Genomic DNA, 18,715 nt, shown 5'->3' on the forward strand with positions numbered 1-18,715 from the left:
TTCAGGTCAGCCATTGGGGCAAGCCATCGCGCGCGCGGCCCGTCACCGCCGTCTCGGCGCAGTCGGCCATGCTGCCGAAGCGCACGGCGCGGCCCGACAGGCCCGGCGCGTAATGGGCGTATTTGCCCGAGTTGGTCATCAGCACCCGCGCGTCGGGCGGAAAGACCGGCTCGGAGATCGAGCACCAGCAGAGGTCGGGAATGACCTGCACGCCCGCCGCCTCCAGGCGGGCGATGCTGCCATCGTCGGCCGCGGCGCTCAGCACGTCGCGGCCCAGCGTGACGATGGTTGCGGCGCCCACGGCGCGGTCGCCGAGCGCGTCGGCGAAGGCGCGGCATTCGGCGAGCGAGGCGTGCGGGCTGCCGATGGCGACCAGATCGACGGTGTCGGCGCCGGCGTTGAACTGCTCCCAGGCGGCGATCAGATCGGCGCGCGTGATCCGCGCGGTATCCGCGTCTGTCGCCACGTTCTCCGCCTCGGGCGTCACGCCTGCGACATGAAGCATCGGCGCGGCCGAGGTGGTGCCGAAGGCGGCGCAGAGCGCCTTGAGGTCGTCCTCGGACGGCGCGGCGTCCTCCAGCCCGGTCAGTAGCGGGATGCGGTCCGGCGCGATCCGCCCCGCCAGCCAGCCAAGGAGCGGCCAGAGCGCGTCGTCGGCCCCTGTCGGCGCGTCCACATGGATCACCCGGCGCGCGGCGCGGTCGGCGTCGAGGTAGACGCCTGACAATGGCGCGCGTCCCGCGAGCGCGATGAAGAGGTCGAGGAAATCGGGATGCTTGACCGTACGCGCGCCCAGCACGGAATTAGCGTAGATTACGGCGTTGGATTCCGACCAGCCGATATTCTCGCCCTGCCCCGGCGCGTCGTCCAGCAGGTAGGGCGCGCAGGTAAAGCTGGGGCGCGCGCCCATCTCGACATAGGCGTCGGCGAGGCGCTGCGCGGGGCCGCCGAAATCGGGCGGCACCCCCTGCGCGCGCCAGTTCGCGTGATCCACGGAAATCGCGTTCATCGTCGTGGGCACCGCCACGCGCGCGCCCATGTCGGCCATGCGCCGCGCGAAGGTGAGGTTCGCGCGGCTCGCGTAGATGCAGCCGTCGATATGCGCGCGGGTCACGTCCGTCAGCGCGCGCGCGCCCTGCGACGCGGCCATCGCGACGATCACCTCCATCGCGAGTTTCACCGCCTCGCCGCCCGCCCCGTCGAGCATGGCGCGATCCGCGTAGTCCAGATCGACCGCATCGGCGGGCGGCGCAAGCGGCGCAGACCAGCCATCGGCGGTGAGATGCGTGGCGGTGATCTCGACCTCATCGGCCTTCGACAGCGTGGCATACGCCGCGCCGTCCAGCCGCAGCACCGGCAGGGGCCGGTCGAACATCCGCCCTGCGATCAGCGCGCCAAGCGTCAGGATATCCTCGTGCTCGCGAAACGCCAGCGCGGCGGGGGCGCAGCCGTTCAACGCCAGTTCCAGCAGCACGCCCGACCCGGTGCAGGACCCCCGGCTGGTCGGCATCACCAAGATCCGCCCAACCAGCGATTCCCCGCAAAGCGGGTGATGCGCGTCGATGATGCGCCCGGTGGCGGGATCGACCCCGCCCCAGAAACTCAGCCCTTCGGAAAAGGCGAGAACCCTGCCCCGCGCCTCGCCGGGAACGATGCTGTGCGCCATTGCGGCCCCCTGTCAGGTCACGACGAACCCATGCGCGAGCGGATCGCGCTCATCGTCGATGAAGATCGTGTTGAGCCCCGTCACCCGCGCCCATCCCGAAATGGAGGGGATGATCGCGGGCTGGCCCGCGACCTCTGCAGCGGCCTCCACCCGGCCTCTGAAAAGCGTGCCGATGATCGATTCGTGCACGAAATTGTCGCCCGGCTTCAGCAGCCCCTTGGCGGCGCGCTGCGCCATGCGCGCGCTGGTGCCGGTGCCGCAGGGAGAGCGGTCGATCGCCTTGTCGCCGTAGAACACCGCGTTGCGGGCATGCGCCTCGGCGTGCATCGGCGCGCCGGTCCACAGGATGTGGCTGAGGCCCTGGATCGCCGGGTGTTCGGGGTGGACGAACTCGTACTTGGCGTTGAGCGCCGCGCGCAATTTCGGGCTGAGGTTCACCAGTTGGGAGGCCGAGAAATCGGCCATGTCGCGGTAGTTCTCCTGCGGCTCCACGATGGCGTAAAAATTGCCGCCATAGGCCACGTCGACGACCACCTCGCCCAGCTCTGCGATCTCGACCGTCAGCCCCTCGGAATGGAGAAAGGCGGGCACGTTGGTCAGGCGCACCTCCTCGACAAAGCGACCCTCCTGCACGTAGGTCACATCAACCCGACCGGCAGGCGTCTCAAGGCGCAACTGTCCCGGCGTCTCGGGCCGGATCAGCCCGTTCTCCAGCGCGATGGTGACGGTGCCGATGGCGCCGTGACCGCACATCGGCAGACACCCGGAGGTTTCGATGAAGAGCACGGCAATATCGCAATCGTCGCGCGTGGGCGGGTAGAGGATCGCGCCCGACATCTGGTCGTGGCCGCGCGGCTCGAACATCAGGCCGGTGCGGATCCAATCGTATTCGGCCAGGAAATGCGCGCGCTTTTCCAGCATGGTCGCGCCGCGCAGCATCGGCGCGCCCCCGGTGACAAGGCGCACGGGATTGCCGCAGGTGTGACCGTCGATGCAGGGGAAGGTGTATTGTGTCATGTCGCCCTCGCGAAACGCGCCGGGGAAAACGGCGCCATGTCGATCTCCGGGGTCCGCCCGGTCAGCAGGTCCGCCACGATCCGCGCCGTGGCGGTGGACTGTGTGAGGCCGAGATGCCCGTGCCCGAAGGCGCAGATCACGTTGTCATGTCCCGGCAGAGTCCCGATGGCCGGCAGGCTGTCGGGCAGCGACGGGCGGAAGCCCATCCATTGCGTGCCGCCGCTGGCGTCGAGGCCGGGCAGGAAGGCCCGCGCCTTCCTGAGCATCGCGTCGGCGCGCGCAAAGTTCGGCGGGCGCTCGAGCCCGCCCAGTTCCACGGCACCGCCGACGCGCAGCCCCGAAGAAAGGCGCGAGACGACGAAACCATGCGCGGAAAACGTAATGTGCTGGCGCAAATCAAACGCATTGCCGGGCAGCGTGGTGTTGTAGCCGCGTTCGGTTTCCAGCGGAATGCGCACCCCAGCGGTGCGCGCCAAGTGATGCGAATGCGCGCCTGCGGCGAGGACGACGCGGCCCTTCAGGTCACCGACGGAGGTGCGCACGCCGTCGGGCGTCAGCGCCGTCGCCTCGGCGATCACGATTTCGCCGCCATTGCTGCGAACCTTGTCGGCGAGCGCGAGCGTGTAATCCTTCGGGTCGTCGATGGTGCACCAGCCCGGCGTGAACGCGGCGTGGGTGAAGCGCGGCGAGAGGCCGGGCTGCACCTCGGCGATCTCGTCGCCGGTGAGGTGGCGGAACTCCACGCCCTCCGCCGCGCGCGCATCCCAGCCTGGCATCGACGCCTCGAACTCGCGCGCCCCTTCGTAGACCTGCAACTGCCCCTCGCGGCGCAGCATTTTCGCCAGCCCCGCGCGTTCCAGGAACGAATCGAGCGTTTCGGCGGCGAGCCGCATCATGGCCGTCTGCGCGCGCGTCGATGCCTCAACCTGCGCCGGCCGGCTGGCCCGCCAGAATCGCCACATCCAGGGCGCGAGGCGCGGCGCGTAGGCGACCGGAACCGACAGCGGCCCAAGCGGATCGAGCAGCCATTTCGGCGCCTGCCGCAGAATGCCGGGCGAGGCCAGCGGCAGGATGTCGGGAAAGGCGAAGGCCCCGGCGTTGCCAGCCGATGCGCCCGCCGCCGGTCCCTCGCGGTCGATCACCGTCACGGACAACCCGCGCGCCTGCGCCTCGAGCGCGGCGGACAGGCCCACGACGCCGGCGCCGACGACGACGACGGCGGGCATTACCGGACGCTCGACAGGAACTTGCGGGTGGCCTCGTTCTTGGCCTCGCCGAAGATCTGCTCGGGCGGGCCGATCTCGGCCATCACGCCCTGGTCGAAGAACGCCACCCGGTCCGAAACCTCGCGCGCGAAACGCATCTCATGGGTGACGCAGATCATCGTCATGCCGCCATCGGCCAGCAACTTCAGCGTGTCGAGCACCTCGCCCACAAGCTGCGGGTCGAGCGCCGACGTCACCTCGTCGAAGAGCATGTAGTCGGGCGACATCGCGAGCGCGCGGGCGATCGCCATGCGCTGCTGTTGCCCGCCCGACAGGCGCGAGGGATAGACCTTGATCTTGTCGCCGAGGCCGACGTGTTCGAGCTGACGCACCGCGATCTCCTCGGCCTCCTTGCGGCCCATGCCCTTGACCTTGCGCGGGGCCAGCGTGACGTTCTCCAGCACGGTGAGATGTGGAAACGCGTTGAACTGCTGGAACACGATGCCGATCTTGCGGCGCAGCTTGTTGAGGTCGGTCGAGCGCGCGTGCACCTCGGTCCCGTCCACGAGGATGCGGCCCTCATCGATGGGTTCCAATCCGTTGATGCAGGTGAGCAGCGTGGACTTGCCGGACCCGGAGCCGCCGATCACCGATACCACCTCGCCCTTGTCGACGGTCAGGTCGATCCCCTTGAGCACCTTGAGCGCGCCGAAGGATTTATGGACATTCTCGATCTCAATCATTCTCTTTCCACCCACGTTCGAGATGCCCGCCAAGCCGGGCGATGGGGAAACTCAGCATGAAGTAAATCCCGCCGGCGATGAGCAGAATGAACATCGGCTCCTGAAGGCGGGTGATCAGTACCTGGCTGGATTTCAAGAGCTCGAAGATGCCGAGCCAGAGCACCAGCGCGCTGTCCTTCATGACACCCAATGTCAGGCCGATCCAGCTTGGCAGCGCGACGCGCAGCGCCATCGGGAACACGATTTGCGTCATGTCCTGCCCCCATGTCAGCCCCAGCGACCGCGCGGCGCGTCGGGTGACTGTCGGCACCGCGTCGATCGCGCCGCGCACAATCTCCGTGCAATAGGCCGAGGTATAGAGCGCCAGCACGATGCAGGAGGTGACGAATGGCGACATGCCGAAACCTGCGATCGCCTGGAAGGCGTTGGCGAGGATCAGCTGGATCAGCAGCGGGACCGAGCGGAACACGTCGAGCACGAAGACCAGCGGCAGCGTCATCCATGGCCGGACCGACGCGCGCAGCACGCCGAAGGCGAGGCCCATGAGCGTTCCGCCGGTGACCGCGAAGAATGTGATGGCGAGCGTGACGCCCGCCCCTTGCAGCATGAACAGCAGGTCATTGAAGGTGAAATCGGTTTCGAACATCGGCTCGCTCCCTCAATACCGGAACAGCCGCCACGCCACCAGGCGCGAGGCCAGCATCACCGCCTTGGTGATGAGGTAATAGATGATGGCCGCCATCGCGAAGAACTCGAAGGTGCGGAAGGTCCGCGCGTTCAGCGCCTGCGTGACGCCCGTCAGGTCGATGGCCATGCCAACCGTCACCCCGAGCGACGTCATCAGGATCGCCCAGACCATTTGGTTCATTGTCGGCAGAAAGGCGATGCGGAACATCTGCGGCATGACGATCAGGCGGAACGCCTTGGCCGGCCCCATGCCCAATGACCTGCCCGCGCGCATCTGCGTGTCCGGGATCGCCCGCAGCGCGCCGCGGAACGTCTCGCACAGGTAGCCTGCGTTGTTGAAGGTGATTCCGGCCAGCAGCGCGACATAGGGACTGAGATAGATTCCGAATGATCCCAGCCCGAAATGCGCCATGTAGATCTGGAACAGCGCCGGCGTGTTGCGCGCCACTTCGACCCAGGCGGTCGCGGGCGCGCGCAGCCAGCGCGAGGACGAATTGCGCCCGACGGCGAGGATCACCGCGATAGCGATGCCGATGATCATCGACAGGACGGCGATCTGCATCGTGTAGAGCGCGCCCTCCAGCATCTCGGGCAGCGCCCGAAAGGCCTGTCGCCATTGGAATGTGTAGTTGAACATGCCTCGCTCCGCGCGCGTCACCGGGCCGGTCAGGCCGGAGGATCAATGACCCTCCGACCTGTCTTCAGTCATCGGGTTCAGTAATAGACCCGGTCGATGGTCAGGTCGGGCGCCTCGCCCCCGATCCACTTGTCGTAGAGTTCGTCATAGCGGCCGGTGCGCACCTGCTGGTTGACGAAGAGGTTGAGGTAGTTGAGCAGCCCGTATTCGTTACGCAGCGCGATCAGCCCGACATAGTCGATGTCATAGGGCGCCTCGCCGGCCATCTTGAGGCCCTCGTACTTGCCGCTCTTGACGATCGATGAGGCGACGGTTGACGTCACCGTCGTTGCGTCGATCTGGCCCTGAGAAAGCGCGAGGAAAACGTCGGCCTGGCTCTGGTAGGGGCGAAAGCTGCCGCCCTTGTCCCATTCCTCGATGTCGCCCTCGAGGCGGATCGCCTCGTAGGTGCCGGCGACCGAGCCCGTCGTGCGGTCGGCCAGCGATTCATAGGTGTCCAGGCCCGTATCCTCGCGCGTCACCACGTTGAAGGTGAAAGCGAAATAGGGGATCGTGAAGCCCACGGTGCGGGCGCGTTCCAGCGTGTCGGAGGTCGAGGCGACGCCCACGTCCGCGCGGCCCGAAACCAGCGCCGGGATACGGTCGGGGAACGGAGTCTCGACGATCTCGGCCTCCACGCCGAGCGCCTTGGCGAGATCGTTGCAGTAATCCACGTCAAAGCCGATGGGCTCGTTGTTCTCGTCGCGCGATCCCATCGGAGGAAAGTCGAGCACGACCGCGCAGCGCAGGGTGCCGGAAGCGATGATGTCGTCGAGCTTGTCGGCGAGAGCCGGACCGGCGACGAGGGTGGCGGCGATCAGACCGCCGGCGAGGGTGCGTAATTTCATGGGTCTCTCCCTGTTGCGCCCCCGTCAGGCTCTGTCGCTCGGGCGACGAGTCGGGAGCGGTAACAGCCAACACCAGTTTCACGCTGGATACAAGTTGTATACTGGCGAAATCCTCACTTTTCCGTCCCTCTTTCGCCCCGTCAGAACCCGACAATCCGCTCGGGCAGCCATGTCGACAACGCCGGAAACGCGACGATGAAGAGCAGTGTCAGGATCTGGAGCGCGATGAAGGGCAGTACGCCGCGGCACATCTGGCCGTAGGTCATGTCGGGCGGCGCAATGGATTTGAGGTAGAAGATCGAAGACGCCATCGGCGGCGTGAGATACCCGGTCTGGATCACCACCAGCACCATCGTCGCGAACCACACCGGGTCGATCCCCGAGGCGCGGATGAACGGCGTGAAGAGCGGCACCACGATCAGGATGTTCGCCGTCCAGTCAAGCACGAAGCCGAGCACGAAAACCACCAGCAGGAAGAACACCACCATGCCGATGGTGCCCAGCCCCCAGGCGTCGATGAAGCCCCGGATGAGCTGCGCGCCCCCGTTCGCGGCGAAGACCCCCATGAACATGGTGCCCGCGGCTGCGATGAGCAGGATCATCGCCGTGATCCGCACGGTGATCGCCAGCGATTCGGTCAGGATGCCGAGGCTGAACCGCCGGTTGGCGATGCACAGCAGCAGCGCGCCCACCGCGCCCACCGCGGCCGCCTCGGTCGGCGAGGCGATCCCGGCGAGGATCGTGCCCAGCACGGCGAGGATCAGCGCGAAGACCGGCACCATGGTGAGCAGCGTGATGCGCAGCTTCTCGCCCAACGGGATCTCTTCGGGCGGGGTTTCATCAGGGTCGGGCGGGACCGGGTAGAGCATGCCGTGAATGACGATGTAGATCAGGAACAGCGCCACCATCAGCAGGCCGGGCAGCATCATGCCCGCCAGCAGCTTGCCCACCGACATCTGCGCCAGCGACGCATACATCACCGCGATCACCGAGGGCGGGATCGTGGTCCCGAGCGAGCCGCCCGCGCAGATCGTTCCGGCGATGAGCGAGTTGTCATAGCGCGCCTTCTGCATGGCGGGGATCGCCATCATGCCGATCATCACCTCGACCGCGCCGACAACGCCCGCGGCGGCGGCAAAGATCGCGCCCATCGCGATGGTGGCCAGCGCCAGCCCGCCGGGGAAGCGGCCCAGCCACATGTTCATCACTTTGAACAGCCGTTCGGCGATGCCCGAGCGTTCAAGCAACGCGCCCATCAGGATGAACATCGGCACCGCCGATAGGATATAGTTGGTCGAGGCCGTGTAGAACGACCCGTATAGCTGGTTGAACGCCACGTCGCCAAAGGCGACGAGCCCGGCCGCCGCGGCCACGATGGTCAGTGAGAAGGCCACCGGGATCCCCAGCAGGATCAGCGCAAAAAGCGCGGGAAACATCAGTCCGGCTGTCAGCATGTCAGGTCTCGATCTTGAAGGTGTCGTCGGCGCGCGGCGCGAGGAAGGCGCGAAGCCCCTCGGCGGCGAGCTGCAGCGCCAGCGCCCCGAGCCCGATGCTCAGCGCGGAATAAAACGGCCACATCAGAGGCGCCCAGGGGCTTACGTGTTCGACTTCGGAAATCATCCATGCGCGCCATGCGCGCTGTCCCGCGATGCTCGCCATCCAGGCGAAGATCGGGCAGAGTACGAGCAGGAAAGCCACTCCGTCGATCGCGCCGCGCACGCGCCTGGGGAGGCGGGCGGACAGGAAGTCGATGCGCACATGCGCGTCCTGGCGCAAGGTCTGCGCCGCGCCGAGGACAAACAGGACGCCGGTCGACATATAGGCGATGTCGAACGCCCAGAGCGTCGGCGCGCCGAACCCGTAGCGCGCCACCACTTCGTAAACCATGGAGCCGATCAGGATCAGGACCATCGCCTGCGCGATATATCCCAACGCGAGAGAGATACCGTCGGCCAGTCCCAGGAATATCCGTTTCATGATCGCCCCTCCGAAGCGGTTCGGCAGATTACCTGCGCGGGCATCATACCGGAATGCGGTGCGCGCTTCGCGGAAAACCGTCGGCCCCCGCGAAACGCTTTCTATCAGTCTCAGTTACCGTTGCGGATCAGGTAATCGCTCTGCGCGGCCCAGCGATCCTTGTAGGCGAGGTAGCCCTCGAGGATCTCGGCCATTTCGGGCCGGCCCGCTTCCTTCTCGCTAGCGGCCTTCTTCTTGATCCAGTCGACGCCGGCCTCTTCCAGTTGGGCCTGGAATTCCTTGTCGAGCGTGATCACTTCGGCCTTGCTGTTGCGCAGTTCTTCCATCGCTTTCATGTCATTGTCATAGAAGTTCAGGAGCGATTGCTGCGTGGTCAGTTCCGCCGCCGCCTCGATCTTGGGCTTGAGCGCATCATCAAGCGCGTCCCACGTCTCCTGCTTCATCACGACCTCCCACTGGAAGGTCGGCTGGTGAACGCCGGGGATGATGATGTAGGGGGCCGCTTCGTGGAAGCCTTCGGGCAGGTTGGCCGAGGGCGGCGCCCATTCGATCGCGTCCACGCCTTTGCGCTCCAGCAGGGTGTAGATCTCTCCGGGAGGCACAACTGTGGGCACCGCTTCGAAGTAGTCGCGCATCACTTCGGCCCAGGGGCCCGAGGTGCGGTACTTCAGACCCTTGAGGTCTTCGGCCGATTCGATCTTGACGTTCGAGTGCGCCATGATCTCGGACGACCCGATGCCGACGACGAGGCTCTTGAAGCCTTCTTCGGCGCGGATTTCCTGAAGCTTCTCCTTGCCGCCTTCTTCGTACATCCAGGTGATGAAGGCTTCGGGACCCATGCCGCCGGGGAAGCCGGCGAAGATCGAGTTGATCGGGTTCTGGTTCACGAGGTAGCTGGGCGACGAATGGCCCGCCTCGACGATACCGTCGCGCACGCCGTCATAGATTTGCAGCGCGGGCACGAGAACGCCGGCGCCGAACGGCTGGATCTCGACCTTGCCGTCGGTCATCAGGTTGACGTTGTCGGCGAAACGCTCGAGGAAGTTCACGTAAAAGGGCGATCCTTCGGGCACCGAGGTCGGCACGCGCCAGGTCACGTCCTGCGCCACCGCGCCGCTGGCGGCCAGCGACAGCGCGCCCGCCCAGGCCAGGCTTCTGAGTGAAAATGTCATTTCAATCTCCTCCATGATGGTTGCCGCGGTCCATCCGCGCCGCGGCGGTGGAGGGGAGTATAGAAAAAAGATTCGCCATGTCGACAAAATAAATACAAATACCGGCAAGCATTGCTTGTCAATTTGCCCCGGTCTTCGGCCTCAACACGAGAGGCTTGGCGGATCATCCCGCGCCGCGCCCGGAAAAAGGGGGCAAGCCGGGAAGAAGGCGACTGAATTCGACAGGACGTTCGACGCGGGCGAAGACGTGAGCGACGCGACCGCCTGGTCCCGCGCCCGCCGCCCGAACGATCAGCCCATGCGCGTCAACGTGGATTCCCTGCTCCGGGTGGTGGAGGCGCTCGACAGAAAGGCGCGCCACCCTGGGGTGACGCGCCAATCGCTCATCAAGCTGTGGATTGCTGAGCGCCAGCAATGAGCAGCGCCCATCCTCCAGCGCCGCCCCGGCTCAGGCCGCGGCGCCCTCGGGCAGCAGGTCGGCCGGCATGTTCTGGTAGCAGACCGGGCGCAGGAAGCGGCGGATCGAGAGCGTTCCGACGCTGGTTGCGCCGAAATTGGTGCTGGCCGGGTAAGGTCCGCCGTGGACCATCGAATCGACCACCTCGACCCCCGTCGGAAAGCCGTTGACCAGGACCCGGCCCGCCTTGCGCTCGAGGATCGGGCGCAGGGCGCGGGCGCGCTCCATGTCCGCGTCGTCCATGTGTAGCGTCACGGTCAGCTGCCCTTCGAGGCCGCGCGCGATACGCTCCACCTCGGCGGGCGAGGCCGCGCGCACGACGAGGCCGAGCGGCCCGAACACTTCGCGGTGCAGCGCCGGCTTGGACAGGAATTCCTGCGCGCTCGTCTCGTAGAGCGCGGGCGCGGCGTTGCGGCCTTCTGATTCGGCAACCGTGACGGCGCGCACGCTGTTGTCCGCCGCGATCTGATCGCGCCCATCGCAATAGGCGCGCGCGATGCCGTCGGTCAGCATGGTCTGCGGGCCGACGTCGCCAAGCGCTTCGGCGGCAGCGGTGACGAAGCGGTCGGCGTCGGGGCCGTCCTCGACCACGGCGATGCCGGGATTGGTGCAGAATTGCCCCGCCCCCATCGTCAGCGATCCCGCCCAGCCCTTGCCGATTTCATCGGCGCGCGCGCCGATGGCGTTGGGCAGCACGAACATCGGGTTGACCGAGCCGAGTTCACCGAAGAACGGGATCGGTTCGTCCCGCTGGGCGCAGAGATCGAATAGCGCGCGGCCCCCAGCAAGCGAGCCGGTGAAGCCCACGGCCTTGATGAGCGGATGCTGCACCAGCGCCTGCCCCACCTTGCGGTCGCCGCCCTGGATCAGGGAAAACACGCCAGCGGGCATGTCGCATTTCCCGACCGCGGCATGAATCGCCTCGGCCACGATCTCGCCGGTGCCGGGATGGGCGGAATGACCCTTGACCACGACCGGGCAGCCCGCCGCCAGCGCAGCCGCCGTGTCCCCGCCCGCGACCGAGAAGGCCAGCGGGAAATTCGACGCGCCGAACACCGCGACCGGGCCGATGGGACGTTGCACCATCACCAGTTCGGGGCGCGGGCCAGGCACGGCGCGGTCGGGCTGGGCCGGATCGACCCGGTGGTCGAGGTAGTCGCCCTTGCGGATATGCGCGGCGAACAGACGCAGTTGCCCCGCGGTGCGGCCGCGCTCGCCCTCGAGCCGCGCGGCGGGCAGGCCGGTTTCCTGCGTGCCGATCTCGGTAATCGCGTCTCCGCGCGCGTCGATCTCGTCCGCGATGGCGTCAAGGAACGCGGCGCGGTTCTCGCGCGTGGTGGCGGCATAGGCGTCGAACGCCTCTTCGGCCGCCTCGGCCGCGCGGTTGACCAGTTCTGGCGTGCCGACCGAGTAGCTATGCGCCGGCCCGCTCGCGGGGGACGACTCGAAACTTGACTCGCCGGCGACCCAGTCGCCCGCGATCAGGTGTTTGCCGTGGGGTGTAAAAGTCATATGGCTTCTCCTAAATCTCCGGTTGGGGTCGCGCCCTTCGCGGGGGCGCTCTTGCATCCGTTCGCGTCTGCATACAAGATGTATGCAGGATTGCAAGTTACGCAACCACGCAGAAGGGGCTTTTCATGACCGAAACCACACTCACAATCTCCGAGCTGACCGAGCGCGTCCGCGAGATCTTTGAGCGCAGCGGGCTGACCCCGCTCCATGCCGGCGCGCTGGCGCGCGTGATCGTCGCAGGCGAACGCGACGCCTGCAAGTCGCATGGCATCTACCGGATCGAGGGCTGCCTGCGCACCGTCAAGGCGGGCAAGGTCTCGCCCGACGCAGAGCCGGACGTTGCCACCGACGACACCGCCATCGTGCGCGTCGACGCCAAGGGCGGCTTTTCGGTCGCGGCGTTCGAGATGGGCGTGCCGGCGCTGGCGGAACGGACGCAAAAGCTCGGAATGGCGGCGATGGTGATCAACGACTGCACGCATTTTTCGGCCCTTTGGCCCGAGATCGAGATGCTGACCGAACGCAACCTCGTCGGCATGGCGATGTGCCCGAGCTATGCCAGCGTCGCGCCCACTGGCGGGACCGAGGCGCTGTTCGGCACCAACCCCTTCGCCTTCGGCTGGCCGCGGCCGGGCAACGACCCCTACGTGTTCGACTTCGCCACAAGCGTCGCCGCGCGGGGCGAGATCGAGCTGCACCGCCGTGCGGGCGATCAGCTCCCCGAGGGCTGGGCGGTGGATGCCGACGGGAACCCGACGACCGACCCGCAGGCAGCGCTGGACGGGGCGATGCTGCCCTTCGGCGGGCACAAGGGTTCGGCAATCTCGGCCATGATCGAACTGATGGCCGGCGTGATGATCGGTGATTTGACCAGCCCTGAATCGCTCGCCAAGCTGGGCATGACGACGCTGTCGCCGAGCCACGGCGAACTGATCCTCGCCTTCGACCCGGCGCGTTTCGCCGCCGGGCGGGCGGGCGATCCCATGGCGCGCGCCGAGACGCTGTTCGACGCGATCACCGGCCAGGGCGCGCGCCTGCCGTCGCAACGCCGCTTCGCCGCACGCAAGAAGGCGCAGGCGGACGGCGTCACGCTCAACGCCGACGAGATGGCGATGCTGGAGCGGCTGAAGGCCGAGGGGCTGAACGCCGTTTGACTGTAGGGAGGCGCGGCCCGCTCGGGTCGCGCCTCGCACCATCGGAGCGGCCGCGCGGGGCGCAGTAGCGGGCGGTAGTCTGTTCGCGTTGAGCATCATGCTCGTCGATTTCTTCTCGAACCGATCCTGTCCGCCATTGGCGTTCCCGCCTTCGACCAGTCGCGAGGGCACGCCCAAATGCAACCCGGCGCGACAGGGGGAACCCCGTCGCGCCGGCGCTGTTCGTTCGCAAGGGCTGCCGGTCAGGCGGCGTATTTCTGCACCGCGCCGGGCTGCTTGCTCCAGTCGGCATACCACTCGCGGAAGAGCTTCAGCTGCGCTTCGGCATAGCCCTTCTGGCGGTCGTTCAACTCGTCGGTTTCGTTGAAATGCAGCTTGTATTCCTCGTGACCGTTCAGCACCATCATGTGCTTGTAATAGAGTACGAGGTCGGCCTCTTCGTCGAAGGACGCCAGCACGTAAAGCGCCTGGTCGAGTTCGTAGGCGCGTGCGCGCGCCTCGGCGTCGCCCTTCGCGGCGGCTTCGCAGAGCGCGACGAGATGCAGGATCTCCCGCGGCAGCACGTTGCCGATGCCGGTGATCGACCCGGTCGCGCCGCAGTTGACGAACCCGTGGTAAACGGTGGTATCGACGCCGACCATCAGGATCACGTCATCCTCGCCGCTGGTGATGTTCTCGGCTGCATAACGCAGGGCCGCCGCCCCGCCGAATTCCTTGAACCCGACGAGGTTCGGATGCTCGGAGCGCAGGGCGAAGAACAGGTCGGCCTTGGTCTCGAACCCGTAATGGGGGCTGTTGTAGATCACCGCCGGCAGGTCGGGCGCGGCCGAGAGAACCGCCTTGAAGTGATTGCGCTGCGCGGCGTGCGACGGCAGGCGCGACACGAGGCGCGGGATCACCATCAGGCCGTGCGCGCCCACCTTCTGCGCGTGCGCGGCATGCGCGGCGGCGGTTTTCGTGTTAACTGCGCCGGTGCCGACGACGACGGGGACGCCCGCCTTGACGAGGCGTTCCACGCCTTCCATGCGCTGCTCATCGGTGATCAGTGGCCAGTCGCCCATCGAGCCGCAATAGACGACCGCGCGCATGCCAGCGTCGATCAGATCCTTGCCCATGCGCACCAGCGCGTCGAAATCCGGGGTGCGGTCCGCCTTGCAGGGCGTCATCAGGGCGGGAATCGTGCCCGAGAAAATGCTGTCGGTCATTGTTGGTCTCCTTCGCGACTCAGGTTCCGGGGGTGTTCCGCCCGCAGGACACACCATGTCATCGGTTGGAATCATCGGCAGGATAGCATTTGTATTTTTCTTGTCGACAAAAATTTTCCGGACGGCCGTGATCGGCGGCCCGCCGCGTCCTTCTCGCCTCAGAGCGTGATGTCGAGCCGGCGGTCGTCGGTGATCATGGCGCGGGTCTGGGTCACGATCTGATCCGCATGGGCGCGCGCCAGACGGTCGGATTCGTCGATGTCGCGCGCCTCGATGGCGGCGATGATCTCCTCGTGCTCGACCACGTATTCTTGCGGCAGCCGGTCGTCGAAGGACTGGTAATACAGCCGCAAGAGCCGCCTCCCTTCGTCCAGCAAGCGCAGAAACAGGCTCTCGTAATAGGGGTTGCGCCCGGCGGCGGCGATGGCGGCGTGGAACTCGCGGTTGGTGGCGATCATCGCCAACGCGTCCTGGTCGGTCACCGCGCGGGCGAATTCGGCCTGGCGCGCGCGGATCGCTTCCAGGTCCTCCGCCTGGTGATTCTGCGCCGCCAGCCGCGTGGTCACGCGATACATCAGCGTGATCGCGTCGAAGAACGCATGCAGGTTCAGCAGGTCGATATTCGTCACCACGGTCGACCGGTTCGGCAGCGTCGTGACCAGCCCTTCGCCCGCCAGCCGCACCAACGCCTCGCGGATGGGCGTGCGCGACATGGCGAGGCGCTGAGACAGCTGGACCTCGTCGATCAGGCTGCCCGGCGCAAGCGTGAGGTTCAGGATCTCGTCGCGCAGCACGTTGTAGACGAACTGCACGCCCGAGCCGCGCTTGCGCTCCCTCGTCTTCTCGGCGGTTGTCTCCTTGGCCTTGGCGGGGGAACGGACGGTCATGAAGTCTCCTCGGGCGATGCGACAGACCACCTGGAAACGGGCAGGCTGCAATGATAACGCGACAACATCCGGTCGCTGCGCCGTTGGCGGCGCAACCTGTTGTCGACAGCCAAAATACAAGCCAGCCCGTCACAATCAAGGGCGCATGCGCGCCGGTCGCTGCCAGCGGGGCGCCGAAACGTGAAAACACCGCGCTCCAATTCCTCGGAACGCGGCGCTCTTGCCGGAAATGTCGACCGTTTGCAGTAAGAACAGGTTGATTCAAATACCTATGCCAAAAGTTAACGCGCCTCTCGCATGCTCTGTCAAGAAAATCGCCGGAATGCGCACGCCCCCCTGCGGCGTGCCGGGCGAAAAAAGTTTGCGCGCGCCGATGTTGTACCTAATATTGGGTATAGACGCTCGAGGAGCCCGGCCATGCACGTCCCGCCCCGCGGCGAAGAGCCGACCCCGCCAGACACCGAACGGGATCGCCTGATCGAGGCGATCTACCGCATCGCGCTCGATCCGCAGAGCTATGACGACTTCATGGACCGCTGGGGCGGCTATGTCAGCCGTCGCCTGCTGAGCCATAAGGGCGCCGCCCCGCCGCCCGAGCCGGCGAACGCCCCGGAACTCGACCCGCATTTCGCCATCGCGACGCAGCTGCTGGACCAGACGATGCCGCCCCCCGTTCCGCCAGACGCGCCGGGTGACGGGCTTGACGCCAACAGCGACAGTGACAATTGCGCCGCTCCGCGCTTCCTGATCGATAGCGTCGGGCGCATCGTCTGGTACAACACCGCGTCCGAACGTCTGCTGGGGCTGCGCCGCGGCGCCACCCTTGACGATCTCCCGCTTGAGCCGGGGCCGCTGGCGGCGCTGCGCCGCATGGCCGCGCGCATGGGCGCTTCTGCCGAGGGACGTCCGCCGCTGGCGCTGGTGATGCCGCTGGCGCAATCCGGCGAGGTTCTGCATATGCAGGCCGGCGTCATTCCCGACGGCGCCGAGAACGAGGTGATCGTCGTCGCCCCTCTGGCGGCGCGCTGGCCGGCGGCAATGGCCGCGCTGCTGCGCGACGACTTCGGCCTTACCCGGTCCGAAACCGAGATCTGCGAATGGATCGCCAATGGCCACTCCGCCGCGCAGATCGCCGGCGCGCGAGATTCCGCGCTTGCCACCGTGCGCACCCAGATCAAGCGGATCATGGCCAAGATGCGCACCACCGCACAGCCCGAACTGGTGCGGCTGCTGCACCTGCTGATGCGGCTGGCCGAAACCCACCGCTACGCCGACGGGATCGCCACCGCGCCGGAAACCGCGCGCCGCTACCTTCGCGTGAATGGCCGCGCCATGCCGGTCAATCTGCACGGTCCCGAGGACGGCGCGCCGGTGATCTTCCTGCACGGGATGCTCGACGGGACCGACATCACGCAAGAGGCGCACCGCCTGCTCGACACGCTGAAGCTGCGCCTTGTCTGCCCGGTCCGCCCGTTCTTCGGCGCCGCCGAGGGCGATCCGGGGCCGCCAGAGGGCGCGCTTGCGCGGATGGCGTCGGACATCGCGCAATTGATGCGCCAGATGGGTCTCGGCCGCGCGGTTCTGATGGGGCACATGGCCGGGGCGCTCTATGCCTTCGCCGCCGCCGCGGAGACGCCCGAGCGCTTTGCCGGCGTGGTGAACGTCGCCGGCGGCGTGCCGATCCTCGGCCCCGGGCAGTTCGCCTCGATGGCGCCGCGCCAGCGCCTTGTCGCCTATACCGCGCGCTATTCGCCCGCCGTGCTGCCCTTCGTCCTGCGCGCCGGCGTGCGGCAGTTGCGCTCGGGGGGCGAGCGGCGCTTCCTGCTGTCGCTATACCAGGACGCGCCCGCCGATCTGCCGGTCGCGCTGCGCCCCGAGGTGCAGGCGATCCTGCGCGGGGGCTACCGTTTCTCAGTCGCCCAGGGGCATCGCGCGTTCGAGATCGACAGCCATCACGTCGTGCAGGACTGGACTGAAATTGTCGAGCGGGTCGCCTTGCCCGTGCAGTTGGTCCACGGGACCGAGGATCCGGTCGTGTCCATCGCGTCGGTGCGCGCTTTCGCCGACGGGCGCGCGAACTGCGAACTGATCGAGGCGCCGGAGACGGGGCAGCTTGTGTTCTACAAGACACCCGGCCTCGCGCTTCGCGCCGCGCGGGAACTGCTGGACGGCGTGGAGTGAACGGCAGGTCCCGGAGAAGTCACGACATCAGCCGCGGCAGACCCAACACCAGGTCCGGGAAGATGGTGATAATCACCAGCAGTACCAGCAGCAGGAGGAAGAAGGGGAACGCCGCCTTGGCGATGGTGAGGATGTTCTCGCCCGTCACGCCCTGAAGTACGAAGAGGTTGAACCCCACCGGCGGCGTGATTTGCGCCGCCTCGATCAGGATCACCAGGAAGATGCCGAACCACACGAGGTTGATCCCCGCCGTTTCGACCATCGGCAGCATGACCGAGGAGGTCAGCACGATGATCGAGATCCCCTCGAGAAAGCAGCCCATCACCAGGATCAGCGCCGCCAGCACCGTCAGCAGCACGTAGGGCGAAAGCCCCAACCCGTTCACCCATTGGGCAAGCTCGCGCGGCAAGTCGACGAAGGCCACCGCGATCGACAGGCAGGCCGCCGTCGCGATGATGAAGGAGATCATGCAGCTCGTGCGCACTGCGCTCATCACGCCCTCGATGAAGCTCGCCCAGGTGAGCGCCCGGCCCAGCGCCGAGAGCAGGAGCGCCCCCAGCACGCCGACCGCGGCGGCCTCGGTCGGGGTTGCGAACCCGCCGTAGATCGAGCCGATAACGAAGACGATCAGCCCTACCGCCGGAAGCAGGCTGCGCAGCGCGATCAGCTTGTCCCGGAAACGCGTGACCGCATCGCGCGCCGGCATGGAGTCGCCGCGCAGGATGCTGGAAACGCCGGTATAGGCCATGAACAGCCCGATCAGCAACAGACCCGGCAGGATCCCCCCGATGAAGAGATGGGCGATGGATTGCTCGGCCGTGACCCCGTAGACGATCATGATGATCGAGGGCGGAATGAGCAGGCCGAGCGTGCCTGACCCGGCCAGCGTGCCGATGGTCAGGGCCTTCGGGTACCCGCGCCGGTCGAGCTCGGGCACGCTCATCCGCCCGATCGTGGCGCAGGTCACTGCCGAGGAGCCGGTGATCGCCGCCATCACGCCGCAGCCCAGCACGTTCACGTGCAGCAATCCCCCCGGCAGCCGCCCGACCCACGACGACAGGCCCCGGAACATGTCCGCCGATAGATTCGAGCGGAACAGGATTTCGCCCATCCAGATGAACAGCGGCAAAGAGGTGAGAGCCCAGCCCCAGCTGCTGTCCCAGAGCGTCGATGCGATCAGCGATCCCATCGGCGCGGAGGTGAAGAACTGCATCATCGCCATGCCCACGACGAGAAGCGTCACCGACACCCATATGCCCGAGGCCAGCAGCCCGAAGATCAGGACGATGAGCACGCTCGCCGCCAAAAAGGTCGATTCCATCATGGGG

General features: G+C 66.8%; 17 protein-coding genes. 3 read left to right on the forward strand and 14 right to left on the reverse strand.

Annotation, left to right across the window (positions count from 1 at the left end):
* Position 1 precedes the first annotated feature (1 nt).
* From lhpI to dctP, 10 genes are all read right to left on the reverse strand, one after another.
* A complete protein-coding gene (lhpI, locus tag D6850_RS14875; protein WP_121168369.1) occupies positions 2 to 1,666 on the reverse strand; it encodes a cis-3-hydroxy-L-proline dehydratase in 1,665 nt (554 codons plus the stop codon).
* A gap of 12 nt (positions 1,667 to 1,678) precedes the next feature.
* A complete protein-coding gene (locus tag D6850_RS14880) occupies positions 1,679 to 2,683 on the reverse strand; it encodes a 4-hydroxyproline epimerase (RefSeq protein WP_121168371.1) in 1,005 nt (334 codons plus the stop codon).
* On the reverse strand, positions 2,680 to 3,909 hold the full coding sequence (locus D6850_RS14885) for an NAD(P)/FAD-dependent oxidoreductase (RefSeq protein WP_121168373.1): 1,230 nt from the start codon (positions 3,907 to 3,909) through the stop codon (positions 2,680 to 2,682). The genes D6850_RS14880 and D6850_RS14885 overlap by 4 nt, the downstream gene beginning before the upstream one ends.
* The gene (locus tag D6850_RS14890) at positions 3,909 to 4,631 is read right to left on the reverse strand and encodes an amino acid ABC transporter ATP-binding protein (protein ID WP_121168375.1); all 723 of its coding nucleotides are present in this window, start codon (positions 4,629 to 4,631) and stop codon (positions 3,909 to 3,911) included. Before D6850_RS14890 ends, D6850_RS14885 begins: the two co-directional genes overlap by 1 nt.
* Positions 4,624 to 5,277 carry an amino acid ABC transporter permease gene (locus tag D6850_RS14895; protein ID WP_121168377.1) on the reverse strand — a complete coding sequence of 218 codons (654 nt, stop codon included), beginning with the start codon at positions 5,275 to 5,277 and terminating at the stop codon, positions 4,624 to 4,626. Before D6850_RS14895 ends, D6850_RS14890 begins: the two co-directional genes overlap by 8 nt.
* A gap of 12 nt (positions 5,278 to 5,289) precedes the next feature.
* On the reverse strand, positions 5,290 to 5,955 hold the full coding sequence (locus D6850_RS14900; protein WP_121168379.1) for an amino acid ABC transporter permease: 666 nt from the start codon (positions 5,953 to 5,955) through the stop codon (positions 5,290 to 5,292).
* A 77-nt stretch (positions 5,956 to 6,032) separates the two neighbouring features.
* Entirely contained in the window at positions 6,033 to 6,842 is an 810-nt protein-coding gene (locus tag D6850_RS14905) for an ABC transporter substrate-binding protein (RefSeq protein ID WP_121168381.1), read from the reverse strand.
* Between the two features lie 140 nt (positions 6,843 to 6,982).
* A complete protein-coding gene (locus tag D6850_RS14910; RefSeq protein ID WP_121168383.1) occupies positions 6,983 to 8,296 on the reverse strand; it encodes a TRAP transporter large permease in 1,314 nt (437 codons plus the stop codon).
* Position 8,297: 1 nt separating this feature from the next.
* On the reverse strand, positions 8,298 to 8,819 hold the full coding sequence (locus D6850_RS14915; RefSeq protein ID WP_121168385.1) for a TRAP transporter small permease subunit: 522 nt from the start codon (positions 8,817 to 8,819) through the stop codon (positions 8,298 to 8,300).
* Between the two features lie 110 nt (positions 8,820 to 8,929).
* Positions 8,930 to 9,991: a TRAP transporter substrate-binding protein DctP gene (dctP, locus tag D6850_RS14920; protein ID WP_121168451.1), complete on the reverse strand. Its 1,062-nt coding sequence runs from the start codon at positions 9,989 to 9,991 to the stop codon at positions 8,930 to 8,932.
* Positions 9,992 to 10,004: 13 nt separating this feature from the next.
* Here dctP and brnA point away from each other — a divergent pair, with 13 nt between their 5' ends.
* The gene (brnA, locus tag D6850_RS19640) at positions 10,005 to 10,409 is read left to right on the forward strand and encodes a type II toxin-antitoxin system BrnA family antitoxin (RefSeq protein WP_206019286.1); all 405 of its coding nucleotides are present in this window, start codon (positions 10,005 to 10,007) and stop codon (positions 10,407 to 10,409) included.
* A 30-nt stretch (positions 10,410 to 10,439) separates the two neighbouring features.
* On the opposite strand, the gene D6850_RS14930 is transcribed toward brnA, so the two are convergent.
* Complete coding sequence (locus D6850_RS14930; protein ID WP_121168387.1) at positions 10,440 to 11,960, reverse strand: aldehyde dehydrogenase (NADP(+)); 1,521 nt, start codon at positions 11,958 to 11,960, stop codon at positions 10,440 to 10,442.
* A gap of 125 nt (positions 11,961 to 12,085) precedes the next feature.
* On the opposite strand from D6850_RS14930, the gene D6850_RS14935 reads away from it, so the two are divergent.
* Positions 12,086 to 13,114, forward strand: coding sequence for an Ldh family oxidoreductase (locus D6850_RS14935; RefSeq protein ID WP_121168389.1), 1,029 nt, complete (start codon positions 12,086 to 12,088; stop codon positions 13,112 to 13,114).
* Between the two features lie 242 nt (positions 13,115 to 13,356).
* On the opposite strand, the gene D6850_RS14940 is transcribed toward D6850_RS14935, so the two are convergent.
* Both D6850_RS14940 and D6850_RS14945 read right to left on the reverse strand, forming a co-directional pair.
* Positions 13,357 to 14,319 (reverse strand): dihydrodipicolinate synthase family protein, encoded by a 963-nt coding sequence (locus D6850_RS14940; protein WP_121168391.1) that lies wholly within the window; start codon positions 14,317 to 14,319, stop codon positions 13,357 to 13,359.
* A 158-nt stretch (positions 14,320 to 14,477) separates the two neighbouring features.
* Positions 14,478 to 15,206: a GntR family transcriptional regulator gene (locus tag D6850_RS14945; RefSeq protein WP_121168393.1), complete on the reverse strand. Its 729-nt coding sequence runs from the start codon at positions 15,204 to 15,206 to the stop codon at positions 14,478 to 14,480.
* Positions 15,207 to 15,623: 417 nt separating this feature from the next.
* Between D6850_RS14945 and D6850_RS14950 the strand changes: the two genes are divergently transcribed.
* Positions 15,624 to 17,387 (forward strand): bifunctional helix-turn-helix transcriptional regulator/alpha/beta hydrolase, encoded by a 1,764-nt coding sequence (locus D6850_RS14950; RefSeq protein WP_121168395.1) that lies wholly within the window; start codon positions 15,624 to 15,626, stop codon positions 17,385 to 17,387.
* Positions 17,388 to 17,406: 19 nt separating this feature from the next.
* On the opposite strand, the gene D6850_RS14955 is transcribed toward D6850_RS14950, so the two are convergent.
* On the reverse strand, positions 17,407 to 18,711 hold the full coding sequence (locus D6850_RS14955) for a TRAP transporter large permease (protein ID WP_425452395.1): 1,305 nt from the start codon (positions 18,709 to 18,711) through the stop codon (positions 17,407 to 17,409).
* Positions 18,712 to 18,715: the final 4 nt, after the last annotated feature.

This window comes from Roseovarius spongiae, assembly GCF_003651245.1.
GTDB classification, from domain to species: Bacteria; Pseudomonadota; Alphaproteobacteria; order Rhodobacterales; family Rhodobacteraceae; genus Roseovarius; species Roseovarius spongiae.

What these genes read in the sequence shown, in the direction of transcription:
- lhpI (WP_121168369.1), bottom strand. Translation starts at nt 1,666, where the DNA reads ATGGCGCACAGCATCGTTCCCGGCGAGGCGCGGGGCAGGGTTCTCGCC.
- D6850_RS14880 (WP_121168371.1), bottom strand. Translation starts at nt 2,683, where the DNA reads ATGACACAATACACCTTCCCCTGCATCGACGGTCACACCTGCGGCAAT.
- D6850_RS14885 (WP_121168373.1), bottom strand. Translation starts at nt 3,909, where the DNA reads ATGCCCGCCGTCGTCGTCGTCGGCGCCGGCGTCGTGGGCCTGTCCGCC.
- D6850_RS14890 (WP_121168375.1), bottom strand. Translation starts at nt 4,631, where the DNA reads ATGATTGAGATCGAGAATGTCCATAAATCCTTCGGCGCGCTCAAGGTG.
- D6850_RS14895 (WP_121168377.1), bottom strand. Translation starts at nt 5,277, where the DNA reads ATGTTCGAAACCGATTTCACCTTCAATGACCTGCTGTTCATGCTGCAA.
- D6850_RS14900 (WP_121168379.1), bottom strand. Translation starts at nt 5,955, where the DNA reads ATGTTCAACTACACATTCCAATGGCGACAGGCCTTTCGGGCGCTGCCC.
- D6850_RS14905 (WP_121168381.1), bottom strand. Translation starts at nt 6,842, where the DNA reads ATGAAATTACGCACCCTCGCCGGCGGTCTGATCGCCGCCACCCTCGTC.
- D6850_RS14910 (WP_121168383.1), bottom strand. Translation starts at nt 8,296, where the DNA reads ATGCTGACAGCCGGACTGATGTTTCCCGCGCTTTTTGCGCTGATCCTG.
- D6850_RS14915 (WP_121168385.1), bottom strand. Translation starts at nt 8,819, where the DNA reads ATGAAACGGATATTCCTGGGACTGGCCGACGGTATCTCTCTCGCGTTG.
- dctP (WP_121168451.1), bottom strand. Translation starts at nt 9,991, where the DNA reads ATGACATTTTCACTCAGAAGCCTGGCCTGGGCGGGCGCGCTGTCGCTG.
- brnA (WP_206019286.1), top strand. Translation starts at nt 10,005, where the DNA reads ATGATGGTTGCCGCGGTCCATCCGCGCCGCGGCGGTGGAGGGGAGTAT.
- D6850_RS14930 (WP_121168387.1), bottom strand. Translation starts at nt 11,960, where the DNA reads ATGACTTTTACACCCCACGGCAAACACCTGATCGCGGGCGACTGGGTC.
- D6850_RS14935 (WP_121168389.1), top strand. Translation starts at nt 12,086, where the DNA reads ATGACCGAAACCACACTCACAATCTCCGAGCTGACCGAGCGCGTCCGC.
- D6850_RS14940 (WP_121168391.1), bottom strand. Translation starts at nt 14,319, where the DNA reads ATGACCGACAGCATTTTCTCGGGCACGATTCCCGCCCTGATGACGCCC.
- D6850_RS14945 (WP_121168393.1), bottom strand. Translation starts at nt 15,206, where the DNA reads ATGACCGTCCGTTCCCCCGCCAAGGCCAAGGAGACAACCGCCGAGAAG.
- D6850_RS14950 (WP_121168395.1), top strand. Translation starts at nt 15,624, where the DNA reads ATGCACGTCCCGCCCCGCGGCGAAGAGCCGACCCCGCCAGACACCGAA.
- D6850_RS14955 (WP_425452395.1), bottom strand. Translation starts at nt 18,711, where the DNA reads ATGATGGAATCGACCTTTTTGGCGGCGAGCGTGCTCATCGTCCTGATC.